Origin of the sequence: Halovenus marina, from assembly GCF_051414115.1 — an archaeon.
Taxonomy (GTDB): Archaea; Halobacteriota; Halobacteria; order Halobacteriales; family Haloarculaceae; genus Halovenus; species Halovenus marina.
The window spans coordinates 2,906,592-2,921,133 of record NZ_JBLKNZ010000001.1 but is presented as its reverse complement, the minus strand read 5'-3'; the positions used below and the strand labels follow the sequence as shown (position 1 = coordinate 2,921,133).

10 protein-coding genes, 2 tRNA genes and 2 rRNA genes are annotated in these 14,542 nt (G+C 61.5%); 11 read left to right on the top strand and 3 right to left on the bottom strand.

What is annotated here, in order from left to right; all coding sequences use genetic code 11:
• The first annotated feature begins 132 nt into the window (after positions 1–132).
• The 3 genes from ACMGFL_RS14875 to rrf all read left to right on the top strand — a co-directional run bounded on the left by ACMGFL_RS14875 (position 133) and on the right by rrf (position 3,570).
• Positions 133–204, top strand: a tRNA-Ala gene (locus ACMGFL_RS14875).
• Between the two features lie 189 nt (positions 205–393).
• Positions 394–3,335 (top strand): 23S ribosomal RNA (locus ACMGFL_RS14870).
• Between the two features lie 113 nt (positions 3,336–3,448).
• Positions 3,449–3,570: ribosomal RNA gene (gene rrf, locus ACMGFL_RS14865) — 5S ribosomal RNA — on the top strand.
• A gap of 75 nt (positions 3,571–3,645) precedes the next feature.
• Here rrf and ACMGFL_RS14860 read toward each other — a convergent pair.
• On the bottom strand, positions 3,646–3,912 hold the full coding sequence (locus ACMGFL_RS14860; RefSeq protein WP_436936315.1) for a hypothetical protein: 267 nt from the start codon (positions 3,910–3,912) through the stop codon (positions 3,646–3,648).
• 570 nt (positions 3,913–4,482) lie between these two features.
• Here ACMGFL_RS14860 and ACMGFL_RS14855 point away from each other — a divergent pair.
• Positions 4,483–4,558 (top strand) — tRNA-Cys (locus ACMGFL_RS14855).
• Positions 4,559–4,692: 134 nt separating this feature from the next.
• Here the strand turns inward: ACMGFL_RS14855 and ACMGFL_RS14850 are convergent.
• Positions 4,693–5,916, bottom strand: a complete 1,224-nt coding sequence (locus ACMGFL_RS14850; RefSeq protein WP_436936314.1) for a CBS domain-containing protein — start codon at positions 5,914–5,916, stop codon at positions 4,693–4,695.
• 321 nt (positions 5,917–6,237) lie between these two features.
• Here ACMGFL_RS14850 and ACMGFL_RS14845 point away from each other — a divergent pair, with 321 nt between their 5' ends.
• On the top strand, positions 6,238–6,630 hold the full coding sequence (locus tag ACMGFL_RS14845; protein WP_436936313.1) for a DUF2267 domain-containing protein: 393 nt from the start codon (positions 6,238–6,240) through the stop codon (positions 6,628–6,630).
• A gap of 76 nt (positions 6,631–6,706) precedes the next feature.
• On the opposite strand, the gene ACMGFL_RS14840 is transcribed toward ACMGFL_RS14845, so the two are convergent.
• The gene (locus ACMGFL_RS14840; RefSeq protein ID WP_436936312.1) at positions 6,707–7,207 is read right to left on the bottom strand and encodes a phosphate-starvation-inducible PsiE family protein; all 501 of its coding nucleotides are present in this window, start codon (positions 7,205–7,207) and stop codon (positions 6,707–6,709) included.
• Between the two features lie 286 nt (positions 7,208–7,493).
• Between ACMGFL_RS14840 and ACMGFL_RS14835 the strand changes: the two genes are divergently transcribed.
• The 6 genes from ACMGFL_RS14835 to ACMGFL_RS14810 all read left to right on the top strand — a co-directional run bounded on the left by ACMGFL_RS14835 (position 7,494) and on the right by ACMGFL_RS14810 (position 14,542).
• Positions 7,494–9,050, top strand: a complete 1,557-nt coding sequence (locus ACMGFL_RS14835) for a TrkH family potassium uptake protein (RefSeq protein ID WP_436936311.1) — start codon at positions 7,494–7,496, stop codon at positions 9,048–9,050.
• A gap of 56 nt (positions 9,051–9,106) precedes the next feature.
• Positions 9,107–9,493, top strand: coding sequence for a DUF8112 family protein (locus ACMGFL_RS14830; RefSeq protein WP_436936310.1), 387 nt, complete (start codon positions 9,107–9,109; stop codon positions 9,491–9,493).
• A gap of 78 nt (positions 9,494–9,571) precedes the next feature.
• Entirely contained in the window at positions 9,572–9,805 is a 234-nt protein-coding gene (locus tag ACMGFL_RS14825) for a YMGG-like glycine zipper-containing protein (RefSeq protein WP_436936309.1), read from the top strand.
• A 114-nt stretch (positions 9,806–9,919) separates the two neighbouring features.
• A complete protein-coding gene (locus ACMGFL_RS14820) occupies positions 9,920–11,362 on the top strand; it encodes an MATE family efflux transporter (RefSeq protein ID WP_436936464.1) in 1,443 nt (480 codons plus the stop codon).
• A gap of 219 nt (positions 11,363–11,581) precedes the next feature.
• Entirely contained in the window at positions 11,582–13,264 is a 1,683-nt protein-coding gene (locus tag ACMGFL_RS14815; RefSeq protein WP_436936308.1) for a Cdc6/Cdc18 family protein, read from the top strand.
• Positions 13,265–13,381: 117 nt separating this feature from the next.
• A complete protein-coding gene (locus ACMGFL_RS14810) occupies positions 13,382–14,542 on the top strand; it encodes a hypothetical protein (RefSeq protein WP_436936307.1) in 1,161 nt (386 codons plus the stop codon).

Below are 14,542 nucleotides of genomic sequence, written 5' to 3'. Positions count from 1 at the left end.
ACTGACCGGGACTGAGGCGTTGACCTCAGCCCACATTCGTTTGGGAGACCTCGTGTCTCCAGGAGGCGTCGACACACTCGCTCGGGCGACCGGGCACCTATGAACTACCAGAGCTAACACTGTACGGCGGACGGGCCCATAGCTCAGCGGCAGAGCGCCGCCTTTGCAAGGCGGAGGCCCTGGGTTCAAATCCCAGTGGGTCCATATCCCGTCCCTCGATGGAAGTCGTGCCCCTTAAGTGGGGCAGGACACGATTCGAGGTACGGAGGACCGATGCACCATCTCGGGCAACCGCGGATGGGAAGGGTCGATGCACGCACCGTGACCACCGGGCGTGCAAATGACACTGTGTGTACGTGCGATCCAGGCGTCCACTGGACTCGTTTCACCGAGTCACAAGTGGCTGCTATGCCGCCTGGTGAATGGCTCGGCTCGGAAGCCGACGAAGGACGTGCCAAGCTGCGATAAGCTCTGGGGAGCCGCACGGAGGTGAAGAACCAGAGATTTCCGAATGGGAATCCCCACCGCAATTGCTTCGCGCAATGGGGAACGCCCCGAACTGAAACATCTTAGTAGGGGCAGGAAGAGAAAGCGCAACGCGATGTCGTTAGTAACCGCGGGTGAACACGATACAGCTCAAACCGAAGCCTACGCCCTCGCGAGAGCGAGGGCACGGGCAATGTGGTGTGTGGGCTGACACTCAGCGTCCGACCGCCGTCGAGAAGTCTCCTGGAACGGAGCGTGAAACAGGGTGACAACCCCGTATCGACGGTCAGTACGACGTGCGTCAGTTCCGGAGTAGCGGGGATTGGAAATTCCTCGTGAATATGGCAGGCATCGACTGTCAAAGCTAAACACTCTCCGAGACCGATAGCGAACAAGTAGCGTGAGCGAACGCTGAAAAGTACCCTCCGAAGGGAGGTGCAATAGGGCCTGAAATCAGGTGGCGATGGAGCGACGGGGCATACAAGGTCTCGTGCAAAACGACCGTAGCGTGAGCTACCAGTAGAACGCACGAGAAGCCGATGTTCCGTCGTACGTTTTGAAAAACGAACCAGAGAGTGTGTCTGTCTGGCGAGCCTAACCCGTCTACCGGGGAAGGCACAGGGAAACCAACATGGCCGCAGTGCTTTGCACGAGGGCCGCCGTATTCAAGTGCGGGGAGTCAGACGGACACGACCCGAATCCGGACGATCTACGCGTGGGTAAGGTGAAGCATGACGAAAGTCATGTGGAAGCCTGCTAGGGTTGGTGTCCTACAATACCCTCCCGTAACCTACGTGTAGGGGTGAAAGGCCCATCGAGTCCGGCAACAGCTGGTTCCGACCGAAACATGTCGAAGCATGACCTCCGCCGAGGTAGTTCGTGAGGTAGAGAGACTGATTGCCGTGACCGCCCTCGAGAGAGGTCGGCGCGGCTGTCAAACTCCGAACTCACGAACGCTGTCGACGCGGGGAGTCCGGTGCGCGGGGTAAGCCTGTGTACCATAAGGGAGACAACCCAGCGTTAGGTTAAGGTCCCAAAGTGTGGATTAAGTGCGATCGAAGGTGGTCCCGAGCCCCAGACAGCCGGGAGGTGAGCTTAGAAGCAGCTACCCTCTAAGAATAGCGTAACAGCTTACCGGCCGAGGTTCGGGGCGCCCAAAATGATCGGGGCTCAAATCCACCACCGAGACCTAACCACACCTGTCACAGGGTGGTTGCGTAGGTCGGCGCTCCGCGCGGGTGGAAGTATGGGCGAGAGCTCGTATGGACCGCGTGGTGACGAAAATTCTGGTCGCAGTAGCAGCGAAAGTCGGGTGTGAATCCTGACGGCCGAAAGGGCAAGGGTTCCTCGGCACTGTTCGTCAGCCGAGGGTTAGCCGATCCTAAGAGGCGTCGCAACTCGAGCGTCTCAAAAGGGAAACTGGTTAATATTCCAGTGCCATCATACACTGAAAGCCGACGCCCCGGGGTCGACCGAACTGGGCTTTGCCCAGTCGAACTGTCCAACTTCGTGGAAGCCGTAATGGCACGAAGCGAACGAACGGCAGGATAGCGAAAGTCGGTTCAACCTGGGGCCCGTGAAAAGGCGAGTATGATGTCCGTACCGAGATCCGACACAGGTGCCCATGGCGGTGAAAGCCAAGGCCTGTCGGGAGCAACCGACGTTAGGGAATTCGGCAAGTTAGTCCCGTAAGTTCGCGATAAGGGATGCCTGCTTGGGAAACAAGCAGGTCTCAGTGACTCGGACGCTCCGACTGTCTAATAACAACATAGGTGACCGCAAATCCGCAAGGACTCGTACGGTCACTGAATCCTGCCCAGTGCGGGTATCTGAACACCTCGTACAAGAGGACGAAGGACCCGTTAACGGCGGGGGTAACTATGACCCTCTTAAGGTAGCGTAGTACCTTGCCGCTTCAGTAGCGGCTTGCATGAATGGATGAACGAGAGCGTCACTGTCCCAACGTTGGGCCCGGTGAACCGTACATTCCAGTGCGGAGTCTGGAGACTCCCAGGGGGAAGCGAAGACCCTATGGAGCTTTACTGCAAGCTGTCGCTGGGACGTGGTCGCTGATGTGCAGAGTAGGTAGGAGCCGTTACCGAGGCCCGTGCGCTAGCACGGCGCCCAGGCACCCATGAAACACTACCCGTCAGTGACTGCGACCCTCACTCCGGGAGGAGGACACCGGTAGCTGGGCAGTTTGACTGGGGCGGTACGCGCTTGAAAAGATATCGAGCGCGCCCCAAGGCCACCTCAGCCGGGACGGAGACCCGGCAGAGAGCGTAAGAGCAAAAGGTGGCTTGACAGTGTTCTTCACAACGAGGAACGCTGACGCGAAAGCGTGGTCTAGCGAACTTTTGCGCCTGCTTGATGCGGGCCAAAAATGACAGAAAAGCTACCCTAGGGATAACAGAGTCGTCACCCGCAAGAGCACATATCGACCGGGTGGCTTGCTACCTCGATGTCGGTTCCCTCCATCCTGCCCGTGCAGGAGCGGGCAAGGGTGAGGTTGTTCGCCTATTAAAGGAGGTCGTGAGCTGGGTTTAGACCGTCGTGAGACAGGTCGGCTGCTATCTACTGGGAGTGTTTTGGTACCTGACGGGAACGACCGTATAGTACGAGAGGAACTACGGTTGGTGGCCACTGGTGTACCGGTCGTTCAACAGAGCGTTGCCGGGCAGCTACGCCACACGGGGTAACGGCTGAACGCATCTAAGCCGGAAACCCACCTGGAAAAGAGGTACCGTTGAGGCCACTCGTAGAAGACGAGATCGATAGACTCGGGGTGTACGCATCGAGGCAACGAGATGTTCAGCCCGCGAGCACTAATCGGCCGAAGCCACCATTCTTACCGCATTGACTCGCTGAAACGAGTCCAGGCGCAAACTGGATCGCACGAACACACAGTCTCTATGACCGACCGATGTTGGACGTATCGCGGTTCGATTCCGCGGATCGGCGTTAAGGCGGCCACAGCGGCGGGGTTACACCCGTACCCATCCCGAACACGGAAGTTAAGCCCGCCAGCGTTCCGGGGAGTACTGGAGTACGAGAGTCTCTGGGAAATCCGGTTCGCCGCCTCCATTCTTACCACTTTCATCCCCGACCAGCGACGGCTGGCGGGGATGGTTTCATTTCGAACGCGGTGGACACCGGTCGCTACTGCACAGGTCGGGCTGTGCCGATCTGTTCCGTGCCCGGTGCAGTTTCGAGTCGAGATGTGACCTCGGCGTCAAGTGCTGTTCGGACCGTAACGTCACACTCGACGACGGTTGCGCCGAGCGTGGGTTCGATATCGGTGACGGCACGGATCTCGATGTCGTCGATGGCTGCGGGGCGTTCGAGCCGTCGTCGTGCGGCCTCGACGAGACCGTCGCTGTCACCGTCGGGGACGCGAACCGTCGCACGGACGTGCCAGTCGTTCATAGGCGCGAGAGGCGAGTCGAACGCCTCGACGTGGCCACCCCACTCGCGCTATCGGCGGCGGTGCGCTCGTTCGATGCGTCGCCGCTTGCTTGCGTGTTCTCTACACCGCTTGTGGATCGGTATCGCTCTCATAACGGCGACAGCCGGGGCGAACCGGAGACAGCGCTGTCGCTACAGGTGTGAGCGTGTACCCGGAGACCGACTACACCGGCATCCGGGGCTGGAAGGTGTCGTCAGCGAGAACGTGCCCGCGTTCCCCACCCCGGTCGGGTACTCCGGATCCGGGTGACGGTTATTCGGGCGCAGTCGGCACGAAGACGGTCAGTGCCTGAATTAGCGTCCGATGGTGACCATCGGTCCGGGTGACCGTCTCCGAGAAAAGCCGGCTGGCGCGGGCGCGCCGCTATTGCCCGGCCAGCGTCGAGTGGAGACGAGTTCCATCCGATGTCACCTCGTGTGTCAGCCTGATGATGGGGTTTGTATTAAAAGTACTCGGAGTGTGTGTCACACACCCAGGCCAAAATTCGACTCCGATGGGCTTAAGCGACCAAATGCGGTAGTATTGACTGCGCCAGGGTGGCAGAGTTCGGCCGAACGCGTCCGCCTGCAGAGCGGATCATCGCCGGTTCAAATCCGGCCCCTGGCTCTTCTCGCCGAGCATGTGCGAGGCGTGAGAGCCTTCGCCGTGATTTGAATCCGAGAAGACGAACGAAGTGAGTCTTCGCCCGGTTCAAATCCGGCTCTATGCTCTCGGTTCACTGCCATGGCCTTTGCCCGCTTTCAGTCTTCCCCTTCGAGTAACCAACCGAATCGTTTCTCCCAGAACTCCTCGCTTCGTGGTTTTTTGCTTTTGCCGCGAGTTTTCTCGTCACGGATCTGTCGTTCGAGGATATCTCTGGCTTCGTGGAGTGCGTGACTCGCTCCGTAGCCCTCTCCGGAGGCGATGAACAGCCCTCGATCGGTATGGAGACGGATCCGGGCGAGCAACAGCGCCCGTCCACGGTGTTTCTCCTCGTGCTTGTGGAGATGGATCTTCGCGTCTAGAACGCTCATGTCGTGGTTCCTGTCGTCGAACTTCTCGACCATCGTGACGATTTCGTCTGAGCCCATGTCGTCTACCAGTTCGATCCCGTAGATCTGCACTGCCCGGTTACCGCCGGTCTCCCACGTGAGTGAGTCGAGAACGTCGGTCTTGGTGAGGATCCCGTACGGGCTGTCCCCGTCGACGACGACAAGTGACGACCCGTCGATCGCAAACATCTCTTCGACGGCCGTTTCGAGTGTGTCGTCGGGCTGGATCACTCGAACTGGCGACGCCATGACATCACGGATCGGGAGATCCAACAGTCGCGCGAGTTCCCCTTCGCGAGCGCCGAACCCTCCACGGCGCGTGCTCCCTGCACTGTCGGAGATATTGCCCCCGAACGCATCTGTTCCACTGGCGTCACCGCCTTGACTCTGATCTACCGTTCGAACCGTAAAGTCTGTGACGTCATAGAGGCTCAGAATACCGACAGCGGCGTCGTTCTCGACCACCGGTAGGTGGGCGATCTTCTCCTCCCGGAAGAGATGGAGAACATCCCCGAAACTCGAGCCCGGATCGACCGTGACGAGGTCGGTCGTGGCAGCTTCGGCGACCGTCGCCGCGTCGAGAAACGGCTGTACCTTTTTCAAGACCCCGTCGACCGTAACCACACCGACCATCTCCTGTCCGTCGAACACCGGGAGAATCTGCGAACCGCTCTCGATCATGAGCCGGGCGACTTTGCGGACGTCTTCGCCGGGAGACAGATGCGGGACGTGCCAGACGAGTGATTTGAGCTTTTCGTTCGGTGGATGTTTGGATGCAATAAGTTGTCGCCTCGTGACAACTCCCTCGAATACGTCACCGTGTACGATGACTCCTTTCACTGCAGGATCGTCGAACACGCTTGCGAGCTTCGAGACACGCGTTTCCGGAGAAAGTTCCTCGTAGTCGTTGGTAACGATATCGGTGATGTTCATGAGTCTGTGTTGCTCTCCGTTGTTTCCGGTTTGGAAAGGTACGGTTCCACTCGTCCCATTCAACCGTGTTAGCAAAACTATCCGGAGCTTATTTGCTCGGACACATCGATAAGGGTTCCCAACTGATACTGTTGCTATCACATTTCAAAACTATTTAACGGACGTACAGCCAGCAGTACGCGAACTCCGTCCGTTCGCTGATTGCAGGTGGTTGCCGCCAGCGCGCCGACTGTCATGGGGCGTACTGCTCTCCTCACACAATTCTCATACGATGAGAACTAACTATCTACTTATATGAATTTCTCTCGAATAGCTACCCGTATGGATTTCGACGAGTTCACCGGCACGGTACAGAATCGACTCGAACTGCCCGGCACCGGCGAGGCGGTGCGGGCGTCCCGGGCGACGCTTCTGACGCTCGGGCAACGGCTCCCGGAAGGCAACGCGGCAGACCTCGCGGCTTCACTCCCGATGGAGATCAAGTGGTACATGACCGGCGCAGTTCACGACCACGGACAGCGCTTCGACTGGTCGGAGTTTGTCGACCGCGTGACAGCGATCGAACAGACCGACCCGGCCGAGGCGGCGTATCACGCTCGCGTTATCATCGACCTCGTGCACACGCTCGTTCCGGAGTCCGACTTCCAGCAACTGCGAGACTCGCTGCCCGAAGACGACGACTGGGGAAACCTCTTCGAGGTTGTCGACGCCTGATACTGTCGACTATACCATCTCGAACGCAATTCGCCGCCTGGGTGCGAATATTTGTCCGTACAGTCGACAGTATGCGTTACTCGTCTCCGAAGTTCCGCTCGGCGAACAGGAGGGCAACCAGCGCGAAGATGATGAGTGCGTATGCGCCAGCGGCGAGCAGGGCGTCCTGCAGCGTTGCGTACTCGCCCGTTCGAAAGATGATGGCCTTTCTGACCATCGCGATGACGCCGGTGTAGATCACTAGCCGAACGATCCGTCGGGTGTTGCTCTCTTCGACGTACGCGAGTACCGTCTGGTACACCTCGACGATGATCAACAGGAGCAGTCCGGTGTCGATGAAGCCGATAACGACAAGCGGATCGGTGATACGACCAGACCGGACGGCCCCGAGTATCTGGAGCGTCAAATCGATCACACCCACCGCGAAGAGAATCGCGAAGATGGTCGCAGCGGCTAGCTCGGTTCCCTGAACGAACCGGCCCAACATGTCGGAGTATCGTTCTGTTACCGCTGCTGAAGACCCGGTCCCGACCGCTTCGGGCGGATTCTCCGAGGCGGGCTGGTCATCGTCGCTCATGTCTCTCACACAGGATTCGGTGCATGGTAACTCGTTTCAATACACAGTATGGCTTCTGCCACATATACCATCGGGTGCGCTCACCGCTGTGGCCGTGCCCGTCGTGCTTCTCGGATGTCGCGACGCGAACGGCGGTCGTACACGGGGCCGACTCCGATGGGCTTAAGCCGATAACCCATGGAAGTCCGTCATGTTCGAGATGGTCGCGTGGATCCGCTCGCCCGGCGGTCGTGCCGCTCCGTCCTGATTCATCGGTCGCTACCGTCTCGGTACTGACGAGGAAACCATGGCAACGTACGTCAACTGGCGGCAAAGTGTCGCGCTGACGGGTACCGTCATCAAGTGGCTGGCAGTCGCGATGGTGGTACCGCTCGTGACGAGTCTCGTCTACGGCGAAGACACGGTCGTCTTCCTGGCATCGATGGGGATTTTCGTCCTCATCGGGTTCGCGCTCGAACAGGCTGACACCGACGGCGACCTCGGGCCGCCGGAGGCACTCCTGCTCGTCGCGCTCGCGTGGCTCGGCGCTGCGTTCGTCGGTTCGATCCCATATCTACTCGCCGGGATGGGGACCGAGTCGACGCTCGCTCACCCCGTCAACGCACTCTTCGAATCGATGAGTGGCTTCACGACGACTGGCGCGACCGTCATGGGCGACATTTCGACCGAGCAGCACTCACACGCGCTGTTGATCTGGCGACAGCTCACCCAGTGGCTCGGCGGGATGGGAATCATCGTCCTGATGATCGCCATCCTCCCCGAGATCGCGATCAACGGGGCACAGTTGATGGAACAGGAGGCACCAGGCCCAGAACTGCAGCGACTCACCCCACGGATCGCCGAGACTGCGCGAGTGCTCTGGCTCGTCTATCTCGGCTTCACGCTGCTTTTCGTCTTCCTGATGACTGCGCTGCATTACAGCCATCTGGTGCTCGACAGCAGCCTCGCGCCGGACATGACCCTCTACAACGCGGTCGCACACGGCCTCTCGACGCTGCCGACGGGGGGGTTCTCCCCGGAGGCCGACAGCATCGCCGCCTTCGACCCCGCCGTGCAGTGGCTCGTGATCCCGTTTATGGTCGTCGCGGGGACGAACTTCGCGCTCTTCTGGTATCTGTTGAACCGCGACACCACCACAGTACTGAACGACGCCGAGTTCCGGGGGTATCTCGGCGCGCTCGCGCTGTTGATGCTCGTGCTCGCCGGTGTGCTGTACGCGGGGGCGGCCCCGTCCCTGCGACTGGGCGGGACGACCGCGGGACACCTCGAAAACGCCGCACGGCAGGCCGCCTTCCAGATCGGCTCGCTGATGAACTCGACGGGCTTTGCGACCAGCGACTTCGCGCAGTGGGACACTGCCGCACAGATGGTTATCCTCTTTGCGATGTTCATCGGCGGCTCCGCCGGATCGACCGGTGGCGGAATCAAGATCGTCCGGTGGCTAATCGTCCTCAAGGCTGGCAAGCGCGAACTCGACACGGCCTCGCATCCGGACGTCGTCGAGCCGATCCGACTCGGCCATCACGTCGTCGACGAGGGCGCGGTGCGTGGCGTGATCGGGTTCACGCTCCTGTATCTCGTGTTGCTCGGACTCGGCGCAGTCATCATCGCCGTCGACGCCAGCCGCACGACCGACATCGCCCTCACTCCCATCGACGCGCTCAGCGCCAGCCTCGCGACGATCGGAAACATCGGCCCCGGATTTGGCCCGCTCGGCCCGTTCGGGAGCTATCTCGACTTCCCGAACACCTCGAAGCTGTTTATGGTCTTTCTGATGTGGGCCGGTCGGCTCGAGATCATTCCCGTGCTGGTGGTGTTCACCGGCGCATTCTGGCGTCGGTAGCGGTTGGGCCGCTCGTTTGCTCAAGGTCTATCTGCTTGTAGCCCGTCGCTCCGCGTATGCAGGCTCCACCATCTGATGACCGACTCGTCGAGACGCTCTCCGGACTGGTCGTCGAGAGCCTCGCGATCAAACAGAATTTCACTGACGGGACCGTCGGCTGCCGGGCCTGCGATGGGACACGGCTGCGCGAGGGTGACTCCGTGACGGTCGCAGTCTCGTGTTACGAGGGGCACAGCTGGGAGATTCAGGGGGTGTACTGTGCGGAACACGACATCGACGACGTCGAAGACGTGATGGAGACGCGCGCCGAGACGCAGGCCGTCGTCGCGGCGGTGCTGCAACGGGACCGGTACCAGTCCGCACGCGGCGACGTCGAACCCGACGCACTCGTACTCGCTGCCGTCGAGGTACTCGACGTCAGTCCAGCGGGTGACGCCTACTGACGGGCCGCCCGCCGAGTTCGCCCTGTTGTGTCGTTCGCCAATACGTACCCTTTTGTATCAACTGGACGAAATAGAACTATGGGACTCAAACTGGCGCTCAGTCGCGCACGGTACGCAGCGATCGGTGCGGCAATCGGCGCAGCGATTGGCGGATTGATCAGTCGCAACGCGGCGAGCACCGGCGGCGCAGTCGGCGCGCTCGTCGGCGCGACCATCGGCGAGACGCGCATCTCGGTCGGTGACAAGATCGAAAACGTCCGCTCGTCGGCGAGCGGGCGCGTGCCCGGTGTGAAGACTACAGACGAGAGCTAAATTCGAGACGCGGTTGCCGTCATCTGACCCGTCGCGCATCGGGTAGCCGCGGGTTTCATTCGGCTGGAGACAAATCGATCGGCAGTGCCCGAGACGGACCGCCAGCGCGTCGACATGACGGCGGGGGCGATAGCGCCGAGTCTCCTCACGCTGGCGTGGCCGCTCGTGCTCGGCAACCTGCTTCAGACGGTGTACAACCTCGCGGATATGTTCTGGGTGGGTCGGGTCGACTCGGAGGCGGTCGCAGCGGTATCGCTGATGTTTCCCCTCTCGTGGCTCTTTGTCTCGACGGCGATGGGTATCACTGCCTCGACGATCGCCGTCGTCTCCCAGCACGTCGGAGCGGGCAACGATCGGCAGGCCGACCAGGTCGTCGCACAGACGATGTTGCTCGCAGTTGCTGTCTCGGGGCTTCTCGCGGCCGTCGGCTGGCGATTTCGCACGACGGTCCTGACGCTGATGGGTGCGGAGGGCGCGGTGTTTACCGACGCACTCGCGTACATCGAGGTCATCTTTCTCGCGCTTCCCTTTACCTTCCTGTTCATGGGCTTTCGCGCCTCCCTGCAGGGGGCCGGGGATACGAAAACTGCGATGTGGCTGATGGTCGCCTCTGCTGGCGGCAACGTCGTTCTCGACCCGTTTCTGATCCTCGGCTGGGGACCGTTCCCGGCGATGGGTACTCGCGGCGCGGCGGTGGCGACGCTCATCGCCCGGGCGGGTGCGACTGCGGCGGGGATCTACTTTCTGCTGCGTGGCGGCTTCGGCGTGCGCCTGTATCTCCGTGACCTCCGACCGGACCTCAGCGTGCTGGGGAGGCTACTGTCGATCGGCTATCCGGCGACGATCGACGGCTGGGCGCGGAGTTTCGCTGCGGTCGTCATGGCCGCCTTCGTCACGCCCTTTGGCACGGCGGCGGTCGCTGCCTACGGGATCGGTGTTCGGCTGATGTCGGTCACGTGGTCGGTCGCTGGCGCGGTCGGACAGGCGACTGCGACCGGCGTGGGACAGAACCTGGGTGCGAACACGCCCGACCGTGCTTGGCGTGTCACCTACGTCGCGACCGCCGGAACGATGGGACTGCTCGGGGCCGCGGCGGCGGTCTGTCTGCTCTTCCCCCGGTTCATGCTGGGGATTTTCGTCGACGACCCGGCAGTCATCACCGAGGGCGTCGGATTCCTGTACATCATCGCGCCGTTCTGGGCGGCCTTCGGCGGGACGATGGTCATTCAGGGAGCCTTTCGCGGTGCCGGACAGACGAAAGTCGCGATGGCGCTGTCCTTTCTCTCGCGGTGGGTCTTTCGCGTCCCGGTCGCGATAGTCGTCGCCTTCTCCGCGATCACGGTCCCCGGAACCGACCTCGCGATCCCGACGCTCGGCGTCGGTGTCGAGGGGATCTGGATCGCCTTCGCTGTCGGTGCTGCCCTCTCCTTCGTGATCGCAGTTGTCTGGTTTCGCCTCGGCCGGTGGCAGGACACCGTCATCGACGAATCACGACCGGACCCGGCCGTGAAGAGAGAATCGGTCGACGACGACGCTGCCGTCCGTGACGTGGACTGACTGCGCCCGGTCTCCGTGCGCTCATTTAAATATCCTCCTTCTCGATCTGGTCTACTCACGACCGAAATCTTTAATATAGTATCAACCGCCGTTTCTGGTGGTTCAACTGGACGCGACTGGCACTCGCAGTACCCCCTATGTGTCGGCGTTACCCGGGGATGCGGGCAAATTCGCGTCGGCGCGCGAGACTTCCACCCGAAACAGAGGGCACGAAACCGCATGACAGAGAGGAATAAATCATCCGAGGGCGGTGGCGAGAGCGATATCGATCCCAGCGAATCGGCTGGAGTAGCCGACCTGGATACTGCGACTGCTGACGATGAGATGTCCGATTCTGCGGTCCCCGACGATGGCGACGACACACCGGAGGCTGACGACGCCACCCCAGAAACCACCGACGGTGACGAGCCGGACGATGTGGGCTTCGAGTCGACCCCGTCCGGCGATGGTAGTTTATCCGACGAGGACGGACTCGACGATATCTTGCTCGACGATATCGAGGGTGGTGACGATGAGGCCTCGCAGGGGCTGTTCGATAACTTGCTCGACGGCGAACCGATCTTCGAGAACAAGGAGGTGCTTCGTCCGTCGTACACGCCCCGGAAACTCCCCCATCGCGAGGAGCAGATCAACAACATGGCCACTATTCTCGTCTCGGCGCTCCGGGGCGATACGCCGTCGAACATCCTCATCTACGGCAAGACGGGGACGGGCAAGACTGCGAGCGCGAAGTTCGTCAGCGACGAACTCGAATCGACCTCCGAGAAGTACGAGGTGCCCTGCGAGGTGCAGTACATCAACTGCGAGGTGACCGACACCCAGTATCGCGTGCTCGCCCAACTCGCAAACACCTTCATCGAGCGGAACCGCGAGGCCATCGAGGCCGACATCGAGGCCGCCGAGTCGCTGGCCGAGCGGGCCGAGTCGGACCCGAGCGCCCTCACCGACACCGAGTTTTCCTCCCGCGATCAACTGACAGAACAGATCGAATCACTTCGCGACGAGCGCGACGAGTTCGACGAGGTGCCGATGACTGGCTGGCCGACCGACCGCGTCTACAGTTCGTTTTTCGACGCCGTCGACTACCGGGAGCGCGTGGTCGTGATCATGCTCGACGAGATCGACAAACTCGTCGAGAAGTCGGGCGACGACACGCTCTACAACCTCTCGCGGATGAACAACGAACTCGAACGCTCTCGCGTCTCGATCATCGGCATCTCGAACGACCTGAAGTTCACTGACTTTCTGGACCCGCGCGTCAAGTCGAGTCTCGGCGAGGAGGAAATCGTCTTCCCGCCCTACGACGCGAATCAACTCCGGGACATCCTCGAACACCGCGCCGAGGCCGCGTTCAAACCGAGCGCGCTCACCGACGACGTGATCCCGCTGTGTGCTGCATTCGCGGCACAGGAACACGGCGACGCCCGGCGCGCGCTCGACCTGCTGCGGACGGCGGGTGAACTCGCCGAGCGCGACCAGACTGACAACGTCGAGGAGGACCACGTCCGACAGGCCCAGGAGAAGATCGAACTCGACCGCGTCGTCGAAGTCGTCCGAACCCTCCCCCAGCAGTCCAAACTCGTCCTGTTTGCGATCATCCTGCTCGAAAAGCAGGGCGTCCACAACATCAACACGGGCGAGGTGTACAACATCTACAAGCGCCTCTGTGAGGAGATCGACGCCGACGTGCTCACCCAGCGTCGCGTCACGGACCTCATCAGCGAACTCGACATGCTCGGGATCGTCAACGCCGTCGTCGTCTCGAAGGGGCGGTACGGCCGCACCAAGGAGATCAGCCTCTCGGTCCCGGTCGAGGAGACCGAGACGGTCCTGCTTTCGGACTCCCGACTCGGCGACATCGAGGAGGTTCAGCCGTTCGTCCAGGCCCGCTTCGACAACTGATCCGTCCCGGAAGTTGGGTGAACGGATCACGCACCTGTTTTGCTGTCTCGACTGTGCGTGTCGGCAGTACTTACAGCGTTCATGCCATTTAGTACGGGGGGACAGATGGATCGCAACATGGCTGATTCTTCGGGAGATTCCCCCGAACTGCTCGGTGCTGTCGAGAACAGACTCACAGACGAGGGCTGGCGCATCGACCGAACCGAGGTGTCACCCGGCGTGTACCAGATTGCGGCACTCGACCCGGAGACTGACCAGCGCCGCGTCCTCGCTGTTCTGCCCAATCCCGAAGCGACCGTGCGGGCCGAGCACTGCACGTGGCTCGCAGAGCAGGCCGACGAGACAGAGGCCGACGCCGCGGAACTGGTCACAGCGGGGAGGGTCCCCGACGACGTGGCCGACACCGCCCGTGAGCACGACGTTTCGATTCTCGATCCGGCGACGTTCTTTCACTCGGCTGACCAGCCGTCCGCGGCGACGGACGACCCCGGCGCGGAGTCACCACCTGGCAGCAAACAGGCAGGCGGCGGGGCGCAGACTGGAGCGGGGCAGCCACCAGCTGAACAGCCCCCCGGTCAGCCAGCGCGCGGTCACGGACAGTCCGACCCACGACAGCGTACCGAACCGCCACAGCAGGGAACTGCACCGCCCCGAAACTCCCGGCAGGAACCCACACAGCCACAGAACCAACAACCGCCACAGGGGACCGCACCGCAGAACCAGCAGACACCACCGCAGAACGCACAGCAGGGATCTGCACAGCCACGGGACCAGCAACAGCATGCCGCACCACCGCAGAACCAGCACCAGAACACCGCACCGCCGCAGAACGCACAGCAGGGTGGAATCTCGAACTGGAGTTCGAGCAGACTTCTCGCGCTCGGCGGCGGGGTTCTCGCTGGCGTCTCGCTGTTTCTGCCGTGGGTTGTCTCAATCGAAGGCAGTCAGAGCTGGAACGGGATGGCACTCGAAATTTCGGTGCTCGTGCTGATCCCCGTGTTGCTCGGTGTACTCCTCCCCGCCCTCTCGTGGGGTACCGGGCTGGGACGGCTCTCGGCGCTCGTCACACTGATACTCGGTGGTCTCATGGTCGCTGGTGGATTCTTCCTCCGGACCATGCTGGCCGAAACCGTCACGACCGGAACCATCGAAATCGACGGGCAAACGATCCCGATTGCCGTCGTCGAGAGCGCCGTGGGGCTGGACGTGTTCATGCTGGCCGGGGTGCTGGTCGCAATCGGCGGCCTCGGAGGACTGTTCGGGTCGTTCCAGAAGTGA

Coding starts and splice junctions, on each gene's coding strand:
- ACMGFL_RS14840 (WP_436936312.1), bottom strand. CDS start 7,207: ATGAGCGACGATGACCAGCCCGCCTCGGAGAATCCGCCCGAAGCGGTC.
- ACMGFL_RS14860 (WP_436936315.1), bottom strand. CDS start 3,912: ATGAACGACTGGCACGTCCGTGCGACGGTTCGCGTCCCCGACGGTGAC.
- ACMGFL_RS14810 (WP_436936307.1), top strand. CDS start 13,382: ATGGCTGATTCTTCGGGAGATTCCCCCGAACTGCTCGGTGCTGTCGAG.
- ACMGFL_RS14850 (WP_436936314.1), bottom strand. CDS start 5,916: ATGAACATCACCGATATCGTTACCAACGACTACGAGGAACTTTCTCCG.
- ACMGFL_RS14830 (WP_436936310.1), top strand. CDS start 9,107: ATGCAGGCTCCACCATCTGATGACCGACTCGTCGAGACGCTCTCCGGA.
- ACMGFL_RS14835 (WP_436936311.1), top strand. CDS start 7,494: ATGGCAACGTACGTCAACTGGCGGCAAAGTGTCGCGCTGACGGGTACC.
- ACMGFL_RS14845 (WP_436936313.1), top strand. CDS start 6,238: ATGGATTTCGACGAGTTCACCGGCACGGTACAGAATCGACTCGAACTG.
- ACMGFL_RS14825 (WP_436936309.1), top strand. CDS start 9,572: ATGGGACTCAAACTGGCGCTCAGTCGCGCACGGTACGCAGCGATCGGT.
- ACMGFL_RS14815 (WP_436936308.1), top strand. CDS start 11,582: ATGACAGAGAGGAATAAATCATCCGAGGGCGGTGGCGAGAGCGATATC.
- ACMGFL_RS14820 (WP_436936464.1), top strand. CDS start 9,920: ATGACGGCGGGGGCGATAGCGCCGAGTCTCCTCACGCTGGCGTGGCCG.